Below are 21,980 nucleotides of genomic sequence, written 5' to 3' on the forward strand. Positions count from 1 at the left end.
CCATCTTATTAGAGTGACATAACACTATGCCCCATCCCCCATTTTTAACACTTGTCACCCTTATATAAAGTTTATAAACGGATTATACCATACCATTTTATTCATTGAGTTGTTTTATTCACAGTATACAATAATCTAAAGGAAGAGAATTTAGCTGGTTATATATCGACCCAGAGCAGACGGAGACGATCTATAATGCACACGAACAACAGATTAAACAAATGGCGCTGACGTTTTAAGTTGCTAAGGCGGAGGAGTTCCAAGCATAAGTAGTGTTACACGACCCTCCGCCTAAACGTCTCGGCTTTCATAATGACCTTGACGATGTAATCATACGTCTTTTCCGGGGAAAATGTTTACTTCGGAAAGCAAGTAACTTTCTACGTACCGGTTCCGGCCATACTACCCTCTTCTCAAAATCACGCGGTGAGATCGAGCGAAGAAGTTCTTCCGTTGCCTTCCGATCTCCCGACTTATAAGCTGCCTGACTTATAAGCTGCTTGGCTTTGAATAAGCCGATGATCTTGCTATCGGACTCGACTCCTAAGGCAATTGAAGGGGGCTTATTGCCACTTCAAAAGCAACCATTCCGCATCTTCCCTCAGCGCATCATACGCCTTCTCCGAAATCAATTCTTTTTTCTTCTGCTGGTCGAGCATCTCTGTAAACTTCTTCGTATGCTTGACGACTTTCGCTACCTCCCCTTTTTCCTCAAAACGACTGACAGTGGTTATGTGAGCCGATAAGGCACTCGCGGCTCCGTGGTTCTTAAACTCACCCTCCGCCTCGAAACGCTCCACACTCGCCTTTATTTTATCGGCACTCATAGCGATCGATTTCTTGAAGAAAGCGACCTTCTTTGCCAGTTGGCTGTTTAACAGGTGATACTCGAAGCCAATGTCTTGCCTCGCCAAGTATGTTTGCAACTCTTCCAGCGCAGCGGATAGCTCAGCCCGTTCAAACTCACCGCCCAGTTCGGCAGGTACGTCTTGCAGCAAACGTTCCGCCTCTCGGATCGACCTTTTTGCAGCGGCAAAATGGTACGCTTCAATCTCATAGATGCTGTACCCGTACTTCGTCGCCCGTTTAGACATTGCCACCTTTAAAAACTTAGCATTCTTGGCGTGGACGTCCTGCAAACCGATCACGTCAATGTTTCCTTTTTTTGGGTCGTGCCTGTGGGTATACACCTTTTCAAACGTTTTCCCGTCATTGGAAAGGAATACATCATATTTTTCCGCACGGGCCGTTTCCCAATAAATTTTTACCGTGTCCAAATCGTACCGATCGTCTAACTCGACCATGACCCATTGGTTGTCTTTCTCTTCTTCGGAAATACCTTTGTACTGCGATCCCCACCGCGTGCCAAAATCGCCATCCGTGAGGTGAGACGCTTTTTGGGCATCGTTGTATTCCGAAGAGGCCGTCACTTTTTGTCCGCGAGCCACATTGCGCGGAACGACGATCGATCGTTTAAAATCGTCCAGTCGGTCGTTGAGCTGCCCCGTCAATACGTCGTAAGTGAATAAATCTTTATCTGCTTCGGATAAAAATGTTTTTAACTCGTCTTTAGCCGCTACTAACTGCTCTCTTTCCTTGGCACCACCTGCTTCTTGCGGAACGAGATCGAGCAATTCCTCAGCTTCGTCGATTAGCTTTTCTCCATCTTTGAAGTCGACCGCGCCAAAAGCTTCTAACTGAAAGATACTGTAGCCATACTGAGTTGCCCTTTCCGACATCGCGACTTTCAAATACTTCACATTGGCGTCCAACGGAATCGTGTCCAGCAGCCCGTGCCCGGGATCGTACGTGTGGTTATACACTTCCTCAAACGTTTCCCCGTCGGTGGAAACGAGTAGCTTGTACTTTTTCGCTCGCGCCGCTTCCCAGTGAAGCTTCACTTCGTGTAATTGATACGGTTGGTCAAATTCGACTAGCACCCATTGATTGTCTTTCTCCTCTTCGGAGATGCCTTTGTACTGCGACCCCCAGCGAGTCCCGAAATTGCCGTCGGTGATGTGTGCCACTTTTTGCGTCTGGTCGTATTCCGAGGAAGCAGTCACTTTTTGTCGGTAAGCGACATTCTTTTTTAAGCTGTTCGTAAGCGCCTGATTCATTAAGGTGATGTTGTCGATCTCACCTTTGACTCCTTTTCCGATTTGTTCTAAAGGTAACACGAAGGATGTGGAGTCATTCGCGCGCCCTCCCAACTTGTTCACTTGCTTAGCAGTTGACACTTTTTTCCCGTCGACGTACAACGCGGTTTCTTTGTTGTCACCAATCAACAGGACGTGATGCCACTTGTTCTCCGGAAGGGCATAATCGTGACGAAACGTATAATTTTCGAACTTGGTTTTGCTATTTTCCGATGTCGGCTCATTTCTTTCGTAGCCCAACTTCCCCGTCTCGTCGACAGTTAAATAGAAGGCGCCATCTTTGCCGGAAAAAAGTGTCGCGTCGTCACGGGAACCTTCATCTAACTTAATGTCAAAGGCCACACTGTACGGGTACCCAATCCCCGAAACCGGCAGTTCCAAGTAGCTATTCCCATCGAGTTGGAACGTTTTTCCACCGCGGCTGTCGACAATCTTGCCGCCTTTTAGTTTCGCATCGTAGCCGTTACTTGTTACATCTTTCACGATCCCTTTGTTCACGGATTCAAAATCGTATTTAAGCACGATCGGCGTCTTCGATTCGACAAACCTGGCCGGATTGGACAAAGGCGTTTTGTTTTGCACCGCTTTGACGCGTTTCATAAATTGATCGGCCGTTTGCCCCGCCGTTTTTTCCCCGTACCACGTTTTTTCCGACACGAGCATAACGGCATCTTTCATCCGGTCAAAAATGTCATAGCTCGATAGCCCTCCTGTGTAGGCGGTTAAATCGTTCCACAATGCGAACTCAGCGCCTTTCGTTTGCGGATGAGCAAAAGGCATCGTCGCACCACCTTTTCCTCCCATTCGATAGGCGGACCAAAAATTGTTGACCTCCCAGGTATCGTATTTGTCCTTTATATCTAAGTAATCGGGAAAACCTGCATTGCCGAGGGGCACGATATATAAGTCGCCTCCGGCAGTATTGATCACATCGTAACCTAACGCGTACATTTCTTTCACGTCTGACCAGTAGGGCGCCCAAATGTTCATCGTCGCTTCACTGCTCACTGGTGTATCGCCGTCAAAACCGTTTTTTCCGAGGGAACCCCACAGCCTCGTTTCATAACCTTTCCCGTTGACGTAGTTGATGAAGTGGTCCGTATAATGACGCATCTGTTCCGAATACGCTTTATCGTATTCGTCTGTTCCGATATGGAATTTCGTGCTTTGCACGACACGGTTCTCGTCCTTGGGGCTTGTCCCAAGAAACTCATCAAAGAGCGATTCGATAAACGGGTAAACGAGAGCCCGTTTTTCCGGTGTGGTGATGTCTAGCGCTCCGCGCTTCAACATCATGTCCGCGTTCACTGCTCGAAAACTTTCCGCGTGATACGGCGTATCAATTTCGGTGACGACGTCAATGCCGTATTTTTTCATCTCCTTTTGAAACACAATGTATTCTTCTTGCGGGTAATAGCCGTCTTTCGCATTGATTTCTGGGTACTGTTTACTTTCTACGCGAAAGGCTTCGTAGTTTGCCCCCGCCCGAAAGTCGTTAATGTGCATTTGCAGCTCATTCAGTTTAAACCACGCCATATATTCAGCCATCTCTTGCACATACTGGAGCGGGATGTACATTCTACCGACGTCCAACATGCCGGATCGTACCTCGTACTTCGGATAGTCCCGGGCGATGCCCTTCGGGAGGGTTAGTTTATCTTTCGATTGGTACAAAATTTGCGTGATCGACATGCCACCGTAATTGATTCCTTGAGGCTTAGGGGCACTAACGACAATTTGATCCGTTATGTCGAGGGTGTATCCTTCGTTCCCTAAATGCTTTTGCGAAGGGTTGATCGTTAAGTAAATGTCCCCTTTTTTTGGCTTAGCGCCAACCGCGACCGGAATGTCCTTGTCCAACATTTTTTTAAAATAGTTCCTTATGAGGTTAGCTTCGTCCACGATCGAATCAGCTGCGGATCGGTCGACAACGAGACGGGATTTTTTAGACAGCTTGAATTCCCCACGATGACCTTTCCATTCCCGTAAGCCGGGGATGACATTCGGAATGGGATTATCGCCGGATTTGGCACTGTGCTTACCTTTCACTTTCACTGGAATGTCCTCAGCGGATACAGCGACGTCTTTGCTATCCCCTTTGTTCGTCACTTTGTATAAAACGTTTACATTCATGTCACTAATCGGCTGGTAAAAGCTTAAATCTCGCGCAATAATTTGTTGATTGTCTGAGCCGAATAAGGATACTTCATACTGCGGATCGGGAGAAGCAGGTAGAATGACGGATTTTCCGTCTGGGGAAATTTCTGGTTGCTTGTCACTGATGAAATCGAGAACGTCTTGGGCACTTTGGAATGTGTGATCGGCATTTTTCGCTGTTGCTGCTGTAACCGGGAGTACACTCGTCACGAGGAGACAGGCGATTAGGACTAGGAGAAAGATGTGTTGCCGTTGTGCGACTTTCATCGTGGGCACCCTCCACTTATTGATTTTTTTGCGGTCAGCGGCAATGTTAGCCCCCTGCGACAGATTGCCACGTGTCACCGGGGGCTGCCGCTGATCTGTTACCGACAGTTAACGCTCCCTACGTCGTCTTATTGCTTCTTAAACCTTAACTACGCATCTTAATGATTTCATCGGCAACGAACTGCACTTGTGTCCCTACGATGACTTGAATGCTATGTTTGCCGACAACATTAATGCCTGGTACGCCTGTGTTTCTAATTTGTTGTTGGTCGACAGCATCCATGTCGTTCACTTCAACTCTTAGCCGCGTCGTACAATTGTCGACAGACACGACGTTCGCATCTCCGCCCAAGGCGGCATAAATTTCTGCAGCTAGTTGTGCCGTTTTGTCACCTGTTGCACTGCCCGCTGCTGGCGCGCGACTTGCATCTGCACCCGCTGTGGCTCCTGCTCCTACGCCTGCTCCTGCAACGGTCCCATTGTCATCTACGGTATCTGGTTCACGCCCCGGTGTCGCTAGGTCGAACTTAACGATTAGAAAGCGGAACAGGAAGTAGTAGATGACCGCAAACACGAGCCCTTGCACGATTAACATATAGGGTTGGTTCGCCATTGGCAATCGCGAACTGAGCACGAAGTCGACGAAGCCGGCGCTAAAGCCAAATCCTGCTGTCCAGTGAAAGAGGGCGGCGATCGCTAAGGACAAACCGGTCAAGATGGCATGCACGACATACAAGGCCGGTGCTAAGAACATGAAGGAAAACTCGAGCGGCTCAGTTACACCGGTAAAGAAAGCCGCGAAGCCTGCCGCTAACATTAATGAAGCTGCTTGTTTTTTCCGCTTTGATTTCGCCGTATGGTACATCGCCAGCGCGGCAGCAGGTAAACCAAACATCATGATCGGGAAGTAGCCGGCCTGATACATTCCGGTAATCCCTTTGACCCCTTCATTGGCCCAGAAGTTACCGATATCGTTAATGCCTGCGACGTCAAACCAAAAGACAGAGTTAAGTGCATGGTGTAACCCGGTCGGAATGAGCAGTCGGTTGAAGAAACCGTATAACCCGGCACCGACGGCACCTAGTTTACTAATCGACGTACCGAAAGTGACTAACCAAGTATAAATGACTGGCCAGACGAAAAACAGCACGACAGATGCGGCTAACATCGCCACCGAAGACATAATCGGCACGAGTCGTTTCCCGCTAAAGAAAGCTAACGCATCCGGGAGCCTGACATGACTGAACCTATTGTACATATTGGCGGCGATAATACCAGATAGAATCCCGATAAACGCATTACCGATTTTTGCAAAGGCTGGATCGACCGCTTCTGGTTTAATGCCTTGCAACAACGCGACGGTGTCAGTCGAAAGAAGCGTTGTCACAACGAGGAAAGCTACTAAACCACTAAGTGCGGCTGAACCGTCCCTTTCTTTTGCCATCCCCAACGCAACCCCGACGGCAAACAAAATAGGGATATTGTCAATAATGGCTGACCCTGCTTTGATCATGAACGCGGCAAACGCACTGCCCGACCCCCAACCTGACGGGTCAATCCAATAACCGATACCCATTAACACGGCCGCAGCTGGCAAAACGGCAACCGGCAGCATTAATGAACGACCGAGTCGCTGAAAATACTTCATCATTTTGAAGTACCTCCTACTTTAAATTTTTTAACAAATAAGGGAAAGCAGATACATTGCAAGATTATCCGTCGTAAGCCCGACACACGTGGCTGGCTTTCGCACGTCCGACGACAAACTATTTTGGTGAGATCCCTTTCAAAATCACATTGTTCCTCACCCACCTTCGTGTTGATCGATCCCTGTACTGTGTTCAAGCGTTGTTTCTGTACGATGTTCTTAACCGTGATCTGAGCGATCGACCCGTACACTTTACCTGTCATTAGTTCCGTACGGTATTTCCACCATGTTCCCAAGCAATGTTCTTTGCGCGTTCTTTTCGCGTACCCGAAGGACGTGTACTTAGGTCACTTCGGTCACTTACGGTTGTCTTAATCTTTCGATGTGTAGCGTAATATAGCCCAACTCTTGCTCCGGCAGATCGACGCCGTAAGCTGACAGCAGATGCTTTTTTACTTCGAGCGCACACTCGTAAGCAAGAGGGAATTTCTTCTTAATCATATCCATCATTTCATCGTCGAGCGTATGCAGTTCGTAATGCTTCATTCTCTCCAAGGCAAAGCGCAAATGCGTAATGAGACGCTGGTAAGCAATGTCGTCTTCTTCAATCGTAATGTTCAAAAAGTGCTTGATCGTTTGCACCATGTCCCGAATGATCGTCGTCTGCCGAATCGTCTCGCGAAAATCGCCCGCTTGCGGCTTCATCGTATGAATGTGCAGAGCGATAAAAGCCGCTTCATCGACCGGCATGGCGACGCGACACTTTTCTTCGATGTGCCGAATCGCCCATAGCCCAATCTCGAATTCCTTTTTGTATAAAATTTTAATTTCGTGTAACAACTTATTTTTTAGACTAATACCTTGCTTTTCTCGTTCAATTGCAAAGGAAAGGTGGTCCGTGAGCACAAGGTGGATATGTTCCGACAGCTTCGTTCCGAGCGTCTCCTCAGCATACGAAATAATTTCTTCCGAAATCGTAAAATGCTCAACCGGGATGCGGCTCAAAAGTTGCTGCAGCTTCTCGTTCTCCCGCATGACGAAAATCTTTTCGATTTTGTGTGCGCTAACGACGTCATTTTTTCGTTTGTTAAACGCAATTCCGGCTCCAATGGCAATTTTCTCCTGATCACCGTCCATGACGACGACCGCGTTGTTATTCAAGATCTTCTTTATTTTCATTGGAACCACCACCTTTTTTTGCTGTACGCTAAACGCCACCGACGTTCAGTCGTACGATTGTTGCTCACGTAACCTTTTACATTCCAAAACTGTTCCTATTGTTAACTATTCATATTGCTAACTGCTCATTTTCCTCTGTTCTGTTGCTAACTGCCCATTCCTGACTGCTCTAAGCGATGCACTATTTGGCAGAAGTTGCAATAACCGTCTCGCCCGCGACACCTTTCTTGTCCCCGGTAAACGTGTACTGCTTACCAGTCTCTTGGCCATTCGTAATGACGATCGGCGTAATGGTGCTTTCCGCGTTTGTACGAATATATTCCCAATCGACGGCCATCAGTCGCTGTCCGGCAGAAACGTCATCGCCCTTCTGTACGAGGACGTCAAACCCTTTTCCTTCTAAAGCGACCGTCTCTAAACCGACGTGAACGAGAACTTCCGTGCCGTCCTTGCTACGAATGCCGATCGCGTGCTGCGTGTCCGCGACTAAAATGACGGTCCCGTCGACTGGGGCGCATATGTCGCCACCTTCTGGAATGACAGCAACGCCTTCGCCCATCATTTTTTGACTGAAGACGGGATCGGGCACTTCCTCGAGCGGAATAACCTCTCCGTTAACTGGCGCATATATTTTTAGGGTTTCCTTTTTAAACAGATTGAATAACATGTCTCTTAGCTCCTCTCGTTTCATTCGTCGGTGTCACACGAAACTTATGGTGTCGTGATCCGATTGGATTGGCAATTAAAAAAGGCATGGCGGGAAAGAAAAGGCGCTTAAGACCTTCTCATTTACCACCATGCCTGATCAAGTCAGTAACATGTGATGCAATATGATGTTGTTAAATCAAGCATAGCATTCACTAACCGAAAAAGCAACCTCATTGCGGCTTCTTGCTCGTTTCGCCATATTTGTTAACTCGTTCAGCGAATTGATCCGCGCCGAGTGGGCAGTATATTGTATGATCTAGTTTTTCAAAAAGTCTGGCTGGGCAAAACTCGGGTTCGGGTAGGTATAAAATCCTTCTCCTGTTTCCCGGCCGAGCTTCCCTTGGTCGATGTACTCCGTCTTCATTAACTCAGCCAGTTTTGCAAACTCTTCATTACCTGTCGCCTTCGCCTTGGCCTGCACGATATTATATGCGGTCTCGATACCGACAATGTCCAAAATACCAAACGGACCGAACGGAGCCCCCGTGGCGATCATCCACGTCTTATCGATCGTCTCCGGGTCAGAAACCTCGCGCAACAACAGCAGCTGCGCAGATTCCAACAAGGGAACTAGTAACGAATTCAATATATAACCGGACTGCTCTTTGTACAACGGCAAGGCAACCATGCCGATCGCCCGGGAAAATGCCATCACGTCGTCAAACACGTTCATATCCGTTCCCGGGTGTTTCATTACTTCAGCCGTATTGTTGACCCAAATATTGTTCGCGAAATGTAACGCCAAAAACTTTTCCGGTCGACCTGTCGCCTCCGCAAATTGGCTCGGCAGTAACGTCGAAGAGTTTGTGGCAAAAACGGTCTTTTCCGGCGCTAATTTCCCTAGTTTTGTGTAAAAATCCTTCTTAATTTGCACAACTTCCGGAATCGCTTCAATGACGAGATCTGCTTCTGCAACCGATTTTGCCAAATCGCTACTGAAGGAGATCCGATTGTAGGCCGCGTCGAGTTCTTCTTCGGTCGCTCCTAAATCTTTTTCATAAGGGTGCTTCAATCGGTTAATTCTTTCTTTAGCACCTAGCAACGCTTCGTCATTAATGTCGTATACAGTAACATCGAATCCTTTGAAAGCCGTTTGAAACGCAATTTGACTGCCTAACACACCGCTGCCGGCAACAGTAACATGTTTGTAGTCCATGGGAATTTTCCCCCTTATACTTTTTGGTGTGTGCTTGTGCTGTTCCGGTGAATAGAACCACGTGTTCGGTGAATAAAACCACGTGTCCGGTGAATAGAACCACGCGAATATAGTTAATACGTTTCCTTTTCCTGTTAATTTTAGAAAGGTAAACGTATTTTTAGCTTAAATTGTTGTATATGTCTCTGTCAAGACACTGGAGATCTACTCTACCGTCTTCCCTGCAATACTTACGCAGTTTGTCACACTTTTGACCTTATGGCCACATGATATGAAATAATTTCAAATAATTGTTATTTTATGATATATAGTTGGAAAGACCAATCACTAACAGCACGAAAAAAAAGAGCTTCTTAGATGAAAATTAAACAATTGCAAATGTCGCTGTCACTCTCGAAGTATTAAAGGGACAGTTCGATAAAACTATCGTTACCATCTTTATGGATCCGGAAAAAAGAACGTGATTTGTGTGACTAAGGGTAAGGACTCTGGTACGTGGCACGGCATTAAATAAGACCCGCTATCTGTGGCCACGTTTTCTGCCAAGAACTAGAGCCAACAGTAAAATGTATCTATTTAAAACTCGCGAATCACTTCAAGAGTTTTAAATACAGAGGGTGGATTTGCTTTAGACGCATAAAAAAGCGGACTCTCCAAGTTAGACATTTTAAATACTTGTCCCCCCTGGAAATCTACAAAATTCTTTAGCTGACTTAATAATTCCGGGGTATACACCTTGTCAAAGGACTCACTCGGAAAGGTCAACATTAAATAAGTAGGGTCATCATCGCTTTCTCTACAAATATACACATTATAATCAAATGCAGCCGTTGTAAAATCTTCAGGAAGACTATAAATCTCTAACGAATTAATCTCCTCCTTCCTTTCAAGAGATTTTAGAAGTCTTTTTTCGGCTCTGTTTATAGTCAATATTTTCCCACTACGAAATGATTCCCCCGATATCCCTAAATAATTTGGAGGAAAATTTATTGAAGCAGCCAAATCGATGCAATAGTTATAAAAATTCAACCATGACTGGGTATCTGATGGCTCTATTTCTCCGTATAATACAATTGATGTTGTTAGTTTATCTTCCATTTTTTAATACATCTTTTAATTTCTTTAAGGATTCTTTATTACCAATCTTGGGAATTCTTCCATTATCCCTTAACCAAGTATCCCCGCTCTCAATAATCCTCAACCGCTGCCCATCTTGCCTACTCGGGCTATCCGGCGAGGTCGGTCGATTCTGCCACGCCTGCTTAAGAACGGAAGATAAGCGTTTCGCGTATTTCTTTATGGACTCATTCACCTTGCGCTTCGGCATCGTACCTTTCTTCTTTAGGTGATCGCCCATCTTAGAAATTCGGGATAAATTTTTCTTTACCTTTTTAAGTCCTTTAGCTGTTTTTAGAAGCTTAACGCTACCAGCAGCACCGCGGCCCGCCTTGCCCAATTTGGCAAGCTTTAACCATTTCGCTGGGGGTATTACCGCTAAAAGCGACATGCCGACGGATTCCCACCACTCAGCTTCGGACAATTTTTCGCCTGTACGCGGGTCCTTACCTTCAAATGCGCGATAAAAATCGTTGACCCCAGTTATTTCCCCTGCCGCGTTAATGACGTCTTCGACAGTTAGTCCGTCGGTTCCTGCCACTTCCGTCGTGACATTAATCGGGTGGATCTCTCGGATTTGTCGGATGAAAGGGGTAACCTCATGATCGTATAAATACTGGTTAACGTTTGCAATCTGCTAAGTCTGTTACGAGATCTCTACCTCATATCTTAAGTTAGTCGTACAGTTTGTTACAATTAACCTAGGATATGATAGAATTAAACAAATGGACGAATACTCCGATAGAGAATTCGTCCCTATATTTAGTCATACCCTGTCATGACCAAATTTACTAAAAATCGTCGGGATCCGCCCATTCAAAATCGTCTTCAGTTAATTCCTGGCGTTCATTTAGCATTTCCATGAAGTATTTTAGTGTGTTTTCCAATGCCTCTTCTACAGTTGCACCATGACCAGCCTCCCCATCGGGCGAACCATCTTCTAAGTTCTTTAGTATAAGATTGGTATAACCCGTAAAAATACCATCAGTAGATTCAATTATTTTAACCTTAAACTTCGAAAAGGGGGTTTTTTGTAATTCCCATACATCAAATTCCGCTACACACCTCTCAACACGCGCTATACCCTTGACATTAACATGTATGTTGTCTTCGTCGTAAACGCTATAATTCATTAGCAACATCCCCTGTTTAAAATTATCCCGATTCTGCCGCATGGGAATTCATTAAAAATAAAAAATCACAGAACAGAACCACGCTCAATATCAAATATATCTATTTGTTCATCCTCAAATAAAGACTCTAATTGATCCGTTCCATTTTCTTTTGCAAATAAATACTCCTTCTCTGAAATCGGAACTGCCAATAACCATACTACCAATTTATTTGGAAAATCAATCCGCTTTAGCGACTCATCCCATAAAAAAGGAGGCGCGAACATAACATGCTCCATCTCACTATTCTTGTAATACATGTTGATCACACCTCTAAAGATCGTGCCTGGAGCGCACGAATATCCCGAGTTTATAATGTTGAAAGCACAAGTTGATAACACGTTAGGGAAATATTCGGCTTTCGTAGCATAAGCTCCAACGATCTCTATTTGTAAAGGTTTTTCTTCAACGACATAATTAATCGAGTGATCCGATAAACCGATTGTCGAAAACGATGTGATCCCCTCATATGGTCTATTGACAGCAGATAAAATGTCTACACTCGAATTATCGTCATTATCCCAATACCTGTATACTTTCAGTTCACCTCCAAAAGCCTGCGATGCCATTTTTGCAATCGTCTTACTCTCATTTGAAATGCTCATCGATTTACTCCTCCGGGATGATGTCTTTATTTGCGCGCTCAATATCCTATTTCAGATACTATGAAGGGTATTTTAATTCTTTATTTGAGTATACCCTTTATGACTTCTATTCGATGATGGAAGTTCCGGACGATAATGATTTGGATCATTATGCTCGTCCAGAAATTTCTTTCTCGATTCTTGTTAGAAGAACGGACTACTTATGCTATAATTCACAGGCGTCTATAATTTTCCAATAGAAAAAACTAACTTATCAAAATCAGTATCGAAGCCGTAGTCATTACAACTATAAATCAACTCGTTACCCTTTTGCTCAAGTAACATTCCTGACGAATATGATTGCGAACTCCTACCGTACTCTCCCTCCCATATATTGTAAAAACTAAGAAGTCCATTTTTAGTATAACATTTTATCACTGATTCCTTTGGTGCCGTATCTTCCCAAAGACTAATGGACTTATAAAGATTGCCCATTACCTCAATGCCTTGATCTGTCCTTAACCATATCCCTTGTCGACGGGGAGAATTTTTGCATATAAACCTTACTTTCACCTCTTGGCCATTTGATACCGGTTGAGCTTCCCATAGAATGACATTATTTCTCCCCCTTTCGAAAAATGCGTTATTTAAAATTCGTTCATAGTACATTTTTCTATTCTCCTTCCGGTCGCGGTCCTTTATAATGTCTGTGAGGGTCAATTTCAGCGTAAGATGTCATAAATGCGGCGGGGGAAATGAGCGGAGTTAACGATTTGTATCGCAGCTTTGATGGTAGGGATCCGCGTTCGGGTAAGTAACTTTCACCAGAAGAATGGTGGGAAGTCGGCTGGTCGATCTTGACGATCTTCCCACCTTCGAAATGGTTGAAGCTAGGCAAAATGGGCAAAGCGGGATCCGATCGGTAACATTGTTTTCAACTCCTTATGGCTGGGTGCTAATGTTAAATAGCTAAACGAACATTGAACAAATGGTTTTCTTCACACAACAACCGAGGGTGCTTCGTTGTACCAATGCACCACTTGCTTTCTCGTGCCTGATCGTGTGGCAAGCCCAATTGGTATCGCTATCAAACGGATCACGCTGATCACGAGTTTACTAGTCCGCGCTATGTATATGGCTCCTCGCATTAAGTAACTGGTTAGTGTTTGTTTTCTTGGTAGTCTCACGATTATGCTGTACATTTTACTATAGTCATAAAACGTTTAAAAGGGGAAATTGGAAAATGATTATTAAATTTATGTGTTGCCATTTTGCATCCCTTTTAAAAAATCCGTTAGGGGGAGCATAACAACAGCCCGCCTAACGGTCAACACGATGAGTGCCGACGCGCGCGGCAACCCGTATTTGTCCGGGGCACTGCCGACCCACTTCATGCCAGCGATGTTGACTCTACCGCCGACATACCCGGGCATGCCGTTAATACGTCCTCGCTCCCCTTCACTGTCCAAATCGCCCCAACGAAGCACCACCTTCGGCGGAAGCACGTAATCCCCCGCCACATGCAGTGCCAACACGTGTGCCAAATCAGCCATTACCGCACGCATCGACATACCGCCACAGCGGATGACGTCGCTTTGCGATAGGTACAATAACTCATGGGCAAACATTGATCTTCCTCCTCGTATGAACCTTATAATTCTGGTGACGAACGACTCTCTACTCCCGGATCAACAACTCTCCTGACGAACGTCGACTATATTTAGGGTATACTTAGGGAATCTTTCGAAATATGGGCGGCTGCTTAACCCTAGTTAGTCCACCAACTGTGTGTTGCATGGATGCGTCACATGTATGCACCGCAACAACTTTCGACTGCATGGCGTCCGTTGATCATCGGGCAACCGTTGCTGGCGCCATTGACCGTTGATCGTCATCATACCTAGTTGTAGTTGATAGCATCATTGATAACGCATATTAATGACGACCTTCGCGGGTTCGAGTGACCACAGCCGGTGCCGACAGCCAAAACTCACCCAGTACCTTCGTTCAGTTAGCGACTGTACGACTCACCTTCCGTACGACCGGACTCACCCAATACCCCGTCACCCGCGCCAACACACATAACCCGATCCCCACCGCCAAAAACACGAGGCCAACCGGCAACGCCCCGTACGTCGCCCCGACGATGAGAAATTCAAGCGCCAACCCTTGAATGCGCTGAAACGTCGCCCGATCGACCGCCGCTGCCCAGCGCGTCTTGCCGAGCAACAGCTGCACGATTAAACCCCCGACCATCGCCAGCGGGAACAACGGCATCCCCGCAATCCACTGGCCGATCACAACTTGCATCCCCCAACCGATCAAAATCGCTAGCGAAATTAGTGCCGCATGAAAGGCAAATGACTCAATGGCATCTTTATTGAGCGTCACCTTCGCCCCGACAGACTGCTTGTCCCGCGGCAGAAGGTCGCCTGCTTGTGTCACCTTCAGCTCCTGCACATTTTTTACGACCGACGTGTACCCTTTACGCACCCCGTAGTTAATGAGGATCATGCCGACGACAATACCGACGAGTAGGCCAACCGTCGCCGACGTCATCCCGAGCGGCCCTCCGTCCGACCAACCGAGCGTGTCGAACACGTCGACCATCCCACCGGCCGTCCCGTGCCCGCCGGAAAACCCGATTTCCACAATGGATCCAAACATCCCGTTCACGTCCCACAACGGCGTGAGTAGTAGCGCCGTAAGGATAAACGGGATCGACACTTGCAGACACTCACCGATATACCCGAAATAAAGCTGTGGCATAATGATATTGCCAACCTTTTTCGGATTGGGCACCGTCATCCCCATCAGCATCGGCGCAAACACAACGGTGATGAGCGCCCCCGGCAGTGCCCCCCAACTTTCCGTCATCTCGGCGGGCAACACCCCTAATCCGTACGGCCCGAGCACGAGCCCTAACGTTCCCGCGATAAGGGCAGCGGAAATGAAAAACTTCTGAAACAGCTTCACCTTCACGCGCAAAACCACCCCGACGAGCAACAACACCCCTAACACCGCCACGTAAAACAACAGCGTCTCTACGTTGGCGGACGTGATTTTTTCCGATGGAAACACGAAAAGATTCCTCCCAATAAGTGATGATGTTTCCTTAAAATGAGCGCGCCAACTGAACGTCCACACGTCTCTGTTTATAGACCCCTTTGTGATCGTGGTTTTGTTAACGATCCTTGAACGTTGCAGCCTTTGCTTGCACGCTGTTTTCAACCCCGTTACCAAACTTGATAAACCGTTAACCCGTTGATAGGTTGACCTGCAATATGCAACGAACGCTTTGCCTTTCTGACCTTACCGATTGCAGTGACTCATTATCGTGACACATCGCTATGACAGATCATGCCCACAGATCACTGCTTTAATTTGTGATTTCCGATTTGCTACTTATCGCTCTACCCATCGCATCCCCCCTTTCCCTTGATCCACGGCTAACCATTTCCAATGAGTCATTCGTTGTTCATGAAAGATTCCTGTTACAACGCACCAGTTTGTTTAGTTCAGCAACACACCAATCGTCGACTTTTGTTAAGTAAAAAAGCGCGACGTGGCACTGTAACGCGTGTGCCGTTTTTATACAAAACGTATAAAAACAAACGTTTAACCCATACTTTTTATACATATAGAGTAAGTAGTGGTTCTATATTAATTCTTCGTTATGTATAAGTCAAGCTATATTTGTACTTTTTGTATATTTTTCTCATCACGTTTATTCCATTGTCTACAATACGAAGAAAGAGGAGGTAGATTTAGATGGAACTTGGCGATAGATTACGATTATTGCGGGAAAGACAAGGCTTAACCCAGCTCGCTCTCGCAAACAAGTTACACCTCCCAAATCAAAATATTTCTAACTACGAGCGTGGTTTCAGACAACCAGATTATGAAACCCTTCAGTTATTGGCCGATTTTTTTGATGTTACGATTGACTATTTAATTACTGGTCAAGAAGACAAAAGGACTTGTACAGTTTCCGTTGCTGATCAAGTGGTCGAACTTACGGTAAACGAGTATAAGTTACTCCTCGAAATGAAAAAACATCCGGAATTTGAAGCATTGCTTCACGAACTTTCCAAGGAGCCTGAACGCAATATTAATAGGCTCATTAGAATGTGGGCTTTTATTAAATCCGAATTGGAAATGGATCAGCGAGAAGAAGGATAACCGTTTAACCCTGTACTCGTTATCCCCCCTTACTTCATCGACCGTTGTTGCTATTGTTTACTTAACTATGTATAAATTGTTTTTTATGAAAGCCATATTTATTTCAATCTATAACTAACCATTTCCAATGAGTCATTTGTTTTTCATGACAGTCCGCTACTACAAACGCACCAGTCTGTTCAGTTCAGCGACACACCAATCGTCGACTTTTCGTTAAATAAAAAAGTGCGACGTGGCATTCTAACGCGTGTGCCACTTTTTTTGCCGTTTCCTTACCCGGAGTTTTGCTGCCGCTTTCAATTTGCGAGTAGTAACTGCGGGAGATTCCGGCAAGGCAAGCGACGTGTTGTTGGGTTAGGCCTTTGGACTTGCGTGTGTCGATAAGCCATTGGCGCATGGGAGAGCCTCCTCTTCTCACTGTGTGGTATAGAATCGAATGACCAATTATTGGTTATGATAGGATAGAGCACTAGAGCACCTTATACAATCGTGATCGAAACCGTAAATAATAAATCCTAACGCATTTAGTCGAATTGATAGACGCGTATTCTTTAGATACTAACTACGTGTGGTCAACTTACGTTTATTATATTGAATCATACTCAATTCTCCAACACATAAGTTGGATTAAATTCATAAATTACATCGCATCAGTCTTTCCGATATGATTAAAGATGAATATCATTCAAGTTGGTGACTCCAGTGATTGAAGTTGGAAAACGAATTAAAGAGTTACGCGAACAAGCAGGTCTTTCTGGCCGTATGCTGGCTAAACTAGCTAAACTTGATCCGTCACAAATTTCAAAAATCGAAAACGGTGCAGCCAAACCATCTTTAGATGCGTTGGATCGGATATGTCAGACGTTAGACATTACAATTTCGGAATTTTTTTCTACAGAATCTGATCCTCTGCCTCCCGACCTAGTTCAACTATTGAAGACAACTAAGCAACTGACACCGGAACAGAGAAAGTTGTTAAACGAACTTTTAAGGTCGTTTGAAAAGTAATGTTAGATGAATCTTAGAGGGAATGCGGATAAATGTGGGAATTTATAAAGGTGCAATGTGATGAAAACGAATAGCCGCAAACATTTTTAGCTCGCCACAAAAAGAACGAAATGACAATGGCGCGGTTTGAATAATTATGTTATTCATAAAGGATGATGAAGAAATGAATAAATATTGTGTTGCCAATACTACAAAAGCCGAAAGAGAAAGATTTGTTGCTAATGCTGAAGCGATTAACGCTCTCGGAGCTGAACCATTAACGAAAGAAAATCGGGCTTTATTACAAAGCTATATTGATGGTGAAAATGAAATTGATGAAGTGTTGCAAATGGTTATTCTTAAATAAAAAAATGAAGGAGTGATAAAAAAATGAAAGCTATAGTCGATTTAAAGGAGCTAGAAGCGTTTTTAATCTATTTAGTGAAGACCTATCCTAACAATTAAGCGTATTTCTCTATATTCCTGCCATCTAAAAGGACACAACAAAAAACCTCAAAAATTTTTCCGTTCCTAGCAGGAATTTCCCATTCCTCGTCGAATGATTCTACTAACCGATATTTCTACCAGAGAATGGGGGTTATTGAAATGGGGATCGATCCGATCACGCTGGGAGCACTCATCCGTAAACGCCGCAAAGACATGGGGCTGACATTGAACGATCTGGCAAGTGACAGCATTTCCGTTCCGACGATCAGCAACATCGAGCGCGGCATCACGGGCAATCTCGCCAGTGAGAAGGTCGCCTACATCCGTGAAAAACTTGAATTAACGGACGAACTGGTTGAAAAAATGCTGAAGACAACAGAAGAGGAGGACGAGCGCCTCGCGAGAGAAATCGCTAACGTGAGGTACTTAGCCGGGCTAAATTTACTTAGTGAAGCGCGCCAAGCAGTAAGCGCTTTAGAAAACGATGACAAGTTAGGCGATTACCCTCGTTACGCGACGACAACCCAACTGCTGAAGGGGATCGTCTTGCGCAAACAGGGGCAGTACGAGAGAGCTAAGAATGCGTTCCAGCAGGTATTGCGCCTCCTACGCGAAGATCCGCTAGATGAGCCGAACAACCTCGCTGCCGAAGCGTACTTTAATTTGTCCATTATCGCGGCATTGGACGATCAGGATTACGGGAAAGCAATTGAGTATGCGGAGATGGCGCTCGACGTGTTCCAGAATGATGGCGATGAACTGCAGCTAGAAGGACATGTGCTGTACAATATCGCAAACTATCACTTCCATCTGGAACAGTATGGCCAAGCCTACAAATATGCCATCGATGCGAGACCGAAATGCGAACAACACCATGACACGAAGACCTTCCTATTGACGTTCAATATCGAAGGGTTGACGCTTTCTGCACAGCATTTGTACAGCCGGGCAGCAAAAGTATTTCGGAAGGCGATTAACTTGTCGCGATCGTATTACGCCGATCCGTGGCTTGGCAGCATTCTCTATCTTAACTTGGGTGACACGCTATACCGTGAGAAAGCGTATGAGCAATCGTTGCAATGTTACGATATTTCCTATAGGCTTTGTAAAGAAACGAAAGACGAGCATCAACGCGCCACACTTTATTATTCTTACGGCGAGGTCTATCTCGCAATGGGGGAATACGAACGGGCAACAGAATTCGCGGATAAATCCTTCGAGCTTGCGAAAAAGTTTCACTTCACTTCAGAGTATTTACCGCTTCTGTTGCTGAAGGCGAATATTGCCCTAGAACAAGGCTCTACTAAAGTAACAACTCTGTGCGAAGAAGGGATTCGCCTTGCTGAAAAAAGCCAGTTGTTCAACAAAATGAAGGACTTTCATTTCGTTTTGGCGAATTACTACGAGAGGTCAGGCAACAAAGAAGCATTTCATCAACAAACGCAACATATGTATCAGGTAGAATCTTTAATTCGCGGGAGGTAAACGTTGTGAAAAAAATCATCGCTTCAGTCGTCGTAATTGCCGTCTTAGTCTTGCCCATGACTGCGTTTGCCGGTACGAGAGCCCCAATTGTGATGTCGCACAGCATCGGGGTAGATACTCCACAGGAGTATAAGCTCCCAGACAACAAGTAGCGTAGAAGTAACGTTGAATAAAATATCCACATGCTAATTAATTCCGCAGCATGAGAGGGTTAATGGACATATTGGCTTAATACATTATTTAACGCTCAACACCTTTATGTCCTACAACTTGTGATCCGTAAAGCGAACAGTGTATTAGTCGTTCGCTTTACGGTTTTTTCTGTGGCCTTGACTACAGAAGGTGTTTCACACCTCTCCGTCGAATCCTTCTACTAACAATACTTTTGGCTCATTGTAAAATGGAATGCAACAAAAGAAAAAAAGACAAGCCACGGTTATAACATCCAATTAGTATTCGGGACTGGATAAATCCGTGACATCGCAGTTATTTAACAAAATTTTTTTTAGAAAGGATAAAGCTTCCACGGTGACCACTAATTCACCTTTTGGTGATAGACAAAAATGGTGACCAGACCAGTTTTTAAAGGTCTCCCCTTCAATATCTACCGTACCAAGAGGGATAAATCTTCGAAAGGGAGGGAGTTCCCTATCCGGATATAGTTCATGAAATGCATCGGACGTTGTAATCAAGCAATCCTCTAATCGATAATCTCTAAAGGTACTCTCTACCAATTTTTCCTCTAATTGTTTCGAAATTATGAAACATGGAGCTGACTCAAGAAGGTCGTCCCCGAGCCACCCTTCAAATTCATAATGTAAATAGTTTACCTTATCAGATACGCCTTGCACTGCACCATCTTTAACTGTTCCATATACTGTCTTCTCTCCATGTCCACCCGCTACTTCAGGTTCCAAAAAGTACAAGTTCATTTACAGTTAATAGGCAACAAATCATCCGCTTGGCAGGGTTGGATCTCAAAGAGAATAGCTCAGGCAAGAAGAAGGGGAAAACGGGTATTAGTAAACGAGGACGTGCAAGGTTACGTGCCCTGCTATTCCGATGGGTTCTCCCGATGGTCGCTAAAAATGCCGAGTTTAAAGCGATGCATCGTTACTACACGACACGTCGTCACAATCCCCTGAAAAAGAAGTAATCGCTTATTGCCTTGTGCTGCAAACTGATCAAAGTTCTGCATACGCTCGGTACGAGGCAGATTGCGTATGATGCGAAGGATGTTCTGGGTCCAGTGCGCCAGCAACAGTTACAGATGGCTGCTTAAAACGAATTAGCCAATCGTCGTGTGACCTTAAGTTTTTCCGTAGTATCATAGCATAATGACTGGGGGAATATGGAACTTAGTGGAGGAAGTCATTTGTCCGTGTATTAATCAATAATCTAAAACATTTAGGAGAATATAAACCCCAATACCATTAATATTGTATTAACAATCACTGCTTTACGATTGTTAACTCCCCTATATTGCTAAGATCAAATTTCGATTTGCCTTTGTTTTCCTTAAACCATTTGGCTAACAACGTATCGTACAGCATGTAATGCCGATATTCCTCTATTGTACGCTTCGTGATGCCGTGTTTCTTAAGGAATTTTGTAACTTCATACGGCCTTTCGATAATAATGCCATCCCCATTGGCATTTTCAGTGTAGATTTTAATTGGTAATTCCTTCAACTCCTTATTATTAGCATGATACTCAACGTTTAACTGCACACTTATCCTTTTAGTAACTTCTTTATTATAACTTAGGAATATTTTCCTTTTGCTTTTGTAGAAATATATATTATAACTATCCCCTAGGACATGTGCTGTACAATATCGCAAGCTTTTACTTCCATTCGGAGCAGTACGGTCAGGCATACAAATATGCCATCGACGCACGCGCAAAATGCGAACAGATGCACGACATGAGGGTTTTTCTATTTACGTATAACCTAGAAGCACGGACACTCTCAGAACAGCACCTTTACGACAAGGGCGTGGAAGTTTTTAAGAAAGCGATTAACTTGTCCCGTACACGCTACCCAGACCCATGGCTTGGAAGTATCTTGTATCTCAATCTAGGCGACACGCACTACCGTGACAAAGCGTACGAGCAAGCGCTACAGTGTTACGATATCGCATACAGACTGTGCAAAGAAACAAAAGACGAGCAACAGCGCGCCACTCTTTATTATTCGTACGGTGAGGTCTATCTTGCAATGGGAGATGTAGAAAAGGCGACTGATTATGCAGATAAAGCTTTCGAGCATAAGAAGAAGTTCCGCTACAACTCGGAGTATTTGCCGCTTCTGTTACTAAAAGCGAACATTGCGCTGGAACAAAACTCTTCCGAGGTCGCATCCATCTGCGAAGAAGGTAATCGACTAGCGGAAACAAGTAAGTTGTTCTCCAAAAAGAAGGACTTTCACTTCGTTTTGGCGAATTACTATAAGCGGACAGGCAACCGAGAAGCATTTCATCAGGAAACGAAACATATGTATGATATAGAATCATTAATTCGCAGGAGGTAAACGTTGTGAAAAAAATTATCGCCTCAGTCGTCGTAATTGCTGTCTTAGTCTTACCCATGACTGCGTTTGCCGGTGGGAGAATGCCTGTTGTGGAGAATCACCAAGCGTATGTGCATATAGACAGCAAGTAGCGAATTGAATAGGACGACCTTGCAAAAATAATGCACTGAGATTTTTTGAGCATTATCGTGTACATCTTTCCGTGT

The 21,980-nt window shown here is 45.0% G+C and carries 21 protein-coding genes and 2 pseudogenes; 7 read left to right on the top strand and 16 right to left on the bottom strand.

Annotated features, from left to right (window positions below):
• Positions 1 to 563: 563 nt before the first annotated feature.
• From BN1247_RS09565 to BN1247_RS09620, 13 genes and pseudogenes are all read right to left on the bottom strand, one after another.
• Positions 564 to 4,580, bottom strand: coding sequence for a discoidin domain-containing protein (locus BN1247_RS09565; protein ID WP_054950177.1), 4,017 nt, complete (start codon positions 4,578 to 4,580; stop codon positions 564 to 566).
• A 145-nt stretch (positions 4,581 to 4,725) separates the two neighbouring features.
• Positions 4,726 to 6,231, bottom strand: a complete 1,506-nt coding sequence (nagE, locus tag BN1247_RS09570) for an N-acetylglucosamine-specific PTS transporter subunit IIBC (RefSeq protein WP_054950178.1) — start codon at positions 6,229 to 6,231, stop codon at positions 4,726 to 4,728.
• A 357-nt stretch (positions 6,232 to 6,588) separates the two neighbouring features.
• On the bottom strand, positions 6,589 to 7,407 hold the full coding sequence (locus BN1247_RS09575) for a PRD domain-containing protein (protein ID WP_054950179.1): 819 nt from the start codon (positions 7,405 to 7,407) through the stop codon (positions 6,589 to 6,591).
• Positions 7,408 to 7,588: 181 nt separating this feature from the next.
• Positions 7,589 to 8,074, bottom strand: coding sequence for a PTS sugar transporter subunit IIA (locus BN1247_RS09580; protein WP_054950180.1), 486 nt, complete (start codon positions 8,072 to 8,074; stop codon positions 7,589 to 7,591).
• Between the two features lie 297 nt (positions 8,075 to 8,371).
• Complete coding sequence (locus BN1247_RS09585) at positions 8,372 to 9,271, bottom strand: 3-hydroxyacyl-CoA dehydrogenase (protein WP_054950181.1); 900 nt, start codon at positions 9,269 to 9,271, stop codon at positions 8,372 to 8,374.
• 576 nt (positions 9,272 to 9,847) lie between these two features.
• Positions 9,848 to 10,369, bottom strand: a complete 522-nt coding sequence (locus BN1247_RS09590) for a hypothetical protein (protein WP_054950182.1) — start codon at positions 10,367 to 10,369, stop codon at positions 9,848 to 9,850.
• On the bottom strand, positions 10,359 to 10,928 hold the full coding sequence (locus tag BN1247_RS09595) for a pre-toxin TG domain-containing protein (protein ID WP_054950183.1): 570 nt from the start codon (positions 10,926 to 10,928) through the stop codon (positions 10,359 to 10,361). The genes BN1247_RS09590 and BN1247_RS09595 overlap by 11 nt, the downstream gene beginning before the upstream one ends.
• A gap of 250 nt (positions 10,929 to 11,178) precedes the next feature.
• On the bottom strand, positions 11,179 to 11,520 hold the full coding sequence (locus BN1247_RS09600; RefSeq protein ID WP_054950184.1) for a hypothetical protein: 342 nt from the start codon (positions 11,518 to 11,520) through the stop codon (positions 11,179 to 11,181).
• Positions 11,521 to 11,585: 65 nt separating this feature from the next.
• Positions 11,586 to 12,164, bottom strand: a complete 579-nt coding sequence (locus tag BN1247_RS09605) for a suppressor of fused domain protein (RefSeq protein ID WP_054950185.1) — start codon at positions 12,162 to 12,164, stop codon at positions 11,586 to 11,588.
• A 72-nt stretch (positions 12,165 to 12,236) separates the two neighbouring features.
• Positions 12,237 to 12,341 (bottom strand): annotated as a pseudogene (locus BN1247_RS17130) (GH-E family nuclease); the annotation flags it as partial.
• Between the two features lie 45 nt (positions 12,342 to 12,386).
• Entirely contained in the window at positions 12,387 to 12,812 is a 426-nt protein-coding gene (locus BN1247_RS09610) for a hypothetical protein (RefSeq protein WP_054950186.1), read from the bottom strand.
• A 587-nt stretch (positions 12,813 to 13,399) separates the two neighbouring features.
• Positions 13,400 to 13,771 (bottom strand): Rossmann-fold NAD(P)-binding domain-containing protein, encoded by a 372-nt coding sequence (locus BN1247_RS09615; protein ID WP_054950187.1) that lies wholly within the window; start codon positions 13,769 to 13,771, stop codon positions 13,400 to 13,402.
• Positions 13,772 to 14,150: 379 nt separating this feature from the next.
• Complete coding sequence (locus BN1247_RS09620; protein ID WP_054950188.1) at positions 14,151 to 15,224, bottom strand: sodium/glutamate symporter family protein; 1,074 nt, start codon at positions 15,222 to 15,224, stop codon at positions 14,151 to 14,153.
• Between the two features lie 690 nt (positions 15,225 to 15,914).
• Between BN1247_RS09620 and BN1247_RS09625 the strand changes: the two genes are divergently transcribed.
• Positions 15,915 to 16,325 (top strand): helix-turn-helix domain-containing protein, encoded by a 411-nt coding sequence (locus BN1247_RS09625; RefSeq protein WP_054950189.1) that lies wholly within the window; start codon positions 15,915 to 15,917, stop codon positions 16,323 to 16,325.
• A gap of 184 nt (positions 16,326 to 16,509) precedes the next feature.
• Here BN1247_RS09625 and BN1247_RS09630 read toward each other — a convergent pair whose 3' ends face one another.
• Positions 16,510 to 16,722 (bottom strand): helix-turn-helix transcriptional regulator, encoded by a 213-nt coding sequence (locus BN1247_RS09630; RefSeq protein ID WP_054950190.1) that lies wholly within the window; start codon positions 16,720 to 16,722, stop codon positions 16,510 to 16,512.
• Between the two features lie 296 nt (positions 16,723 to 17,018).
• On the opposite strand from BN1247_RS09630, the gene BN1247_RS09635 reads away from it, so the two are divergent.
• The 3 genes from BN1247_RS09635 to BN1247_RS09645 all read left to right on the top strand — a co-directional run bounded on the left by BN1247_RS09635 (position 17,019) and on the right by BN1247_RS09645 (position 19,244).
• The gene (locus tag BN1247_RS09635; protein ID WP_222705239.1) at positions 17,019 to 17,333 is read left to right on the top strand and encodes a helix-turn-helix domain-containing protein; all 315 of its coding nucleotides are present in this window, start codon (positions 17,019 to 17,021) and stop codon (positions 17,331 to 17,333) included.
• A gap of 163 nt (positions 17,334 to 17,496) precedes the next feature.
• A complete protein-coding gene (locus BN1247_RS09640; RefSeq protein ID WP_054950191.1) occupies positions 17,497 to 17,679 on the top strand; it encodes an antitoxin VbhA family protein in 183 nt (60 codons plus the stop codon).
• Between the two features lie 239 nt (positions 17,680 to 17,918).
• Positions 17,919 to 19,244: a tetratricopeptide repeat protein gene (locus BN1247_RS09645; RefSeq protein WP_054950192.1), complete on the top strand. Its 1,326-nt coding sequence runs from the start codon at positions 17,919 to 17,921 to the stop codon at positions 19,242 to 19,244.
• A 449-nt stretch (positions 19,245 to 19,693) separates the two neighbouring features.
• Here BN1247_RS09645 and BN1247_RS09650 read toward each other — a convergent pair whose 3' ends face one another.
• Entirely contained in the window at positions 19,694 to 20,161 is a 468-nt protein-coding gene (locus BN1247_RS09650; protein ID WP_231633234.1) for a hypothetical protein, read from the bottom strand.
• Between the two features lie 29 nt (positions 20,162 to 20,190).
• On the opposite strand from BN1247_RS09650, the pseudogene BN1247_RS17715 reads away from it, so the two are divergent.
• Positions 20,191 to 20,526 (top strand): annotated as a pseudogene (locus BN1247_RS17715) (transposase); the annotation flags it as partial.
• Positions 20,527 to 20,695: 169 nt separating this feature from the next.
• Here the strand turns inward: BN1247_RS17715 and BN1247_RS18575 are convergent.
• Positions 20,696 to 21,121 carry a TipC family immunity protein gene (locus BN1247_RS18575; protein ID WP_147675218.1) on the bottom strand — a complete coding sequence of 142 codons (426 nt, stop codon included), beginning with the start codon at positions 21,119 to 21,121 and terminating at the stop codon, positions 20,696 to 20,698.
• Between BN1247_RS18575 and BN1247_RS09660 the strand changes: the two genes are divergently transcribed.
• Together BN1247_RS09660 and BN1247_RS18405 are read left to right on the top strand one after the other, a co-directional pair.
• Complete coding sequence (locus BN1247_RS09660) at positions 21,067 to 21,774, top strand: tetratricopeptide repeat protein (protein WP_054950195.1); 708 nt, start codon at positions 21,067 to 21,069, stop codon at positions 21,772 to 21,774. The two genes, BN1247_RS18575 and BN1247_RS09660, sit on opposite strands and share 55 nt — an antisense overlap.
• A 5-nt stretch (positions 21,775 to 21,779) precedes the next feature.
• Entirely contained in the window at positions 21,780 to 21,905 is a 126-nt protein-coding gene (locus tag BN1247_RS18405; protein WP_261796035.1) for a hypothetical protein, read from the top strand.
• Positions 21,906 to 21,980 lie beyond the last annotated feature (75 nt).

This window comes from Numidum massiliense, from assembly GCF_001375555.1.
GTDB lineage: Bacteria > Bacillota > Bacilli > Thermoactinomycetales > Novibacillaceae > Numidum > Numidum massiliense.

Excerpts from the sequence above, each read along its gene's own strand:
- BN1247_RS09575 (WP_054950179.1), bottom strand. The coding sequence starts at position 7,407 with ATGAAAATAAAGAAGATCTTGAATAACAACGCGGTCGTCGTCATGGAC.
- BN1247_RS09610 (WP_054950186.1), bottom strand. The coding sequence starts at position 12,812 with ATGTACTATGAACGAATTTTAAATAACGCATTTTTCGAAAGGGGGAGA.
- BN1247_RS09615 (WP_054950187.1), bottom strand. The coding sequence starts at position 13,771 with ATGTTTGCCCATGAGTTATTGTACCTATCGCAAAGCGACGTCATCCGC.
- BN1247_RS09605 (WP_054950185.1), bottom strand. The coding sequence starts at position 12,164 with ATGAGCATTTCAAATGAGAGTAAGACGATTGCAAAAATGGCATCGCAG.
- BN1247_RS09640 (WP_054950191.1), top strand. The coding sequence starts at position 17,497 with ATGAATAAATATTGTGTTGCCAATACTACAAAAGCCGAAAGAGAAAGA.
- BN1247_RS09590 (WP_054950182.1), bottom strand. The coding sequence starts at position 10,369 with ATGGAAGATAAACTAACAACATCAATTGTATTATACGGAGAAATAGAG.
- BN1247_RS09585 (WP_054950181.1), bottom strand. The coding sequence starts at position 9,271 with ATGGACTACAAACATGTTACTGTTGCCGGCAGCGGTGTGTTAGGCAGT.
- BN1247_RS09600 (WP_054950184.1), bottom strand. The coding sequence starts at position 11,520 with ATGAATTATAGCGTTTACGACGAAGACAACATACATGTTAATGTCAAG.
- BN1247_RS09645 (WP_054950192.1), top strand. The coding sequence starts at position 17,919 with ATGGGGATCGATCCGATCACGCTGGGAGCACTCATCCGTAAACGCCGC.
- BN1247_RS09580 (WP_054950180.1), bottom strand. The coding sequence starts at position 8,074 with ATGTTATTCAATCTGTTTAAAAAGGAAACCCTAAAAATATATGCGCCA.
- BN1247_RS09630 (WP_054950190.1), bottom strand. The coding sequence starts at position 16,722 with ATGCGCCAATGGCTTATCGACACACGCAAGTCCAAAGGCCTAACCCAA.
- BN1247_RS09565 (WP_054950177.1), bottom strand. The coding sequence starts at position 4,580 with ATGAAAGTCGCACAACGGCAACACATCTTTCTCCTAGTCCTAATCGCC.
- BN1247_RS18575 (WP_147675218.1), bottom strand. The coding sequence starts at position 21,121 with ATGCCTGACCGTACTGCTCCGAATGGAAGTAAAAGCTTGCGATATTGT.
- BN1247_RS09625 (WP_054950189.1), top strand. The coding sequence starts at position 15,915 with ATGGAACTTGGCGATAGATTACGATTATTGCGGGAAAGACAAGGCTTA.
- nagE (WP_054950178.1), bottom strand. The coding sequence starts at position 6,231 with ATGATGAAGTATTTTCAGCGACTCGGTCGTTCATTAATGCTGCCGGTT.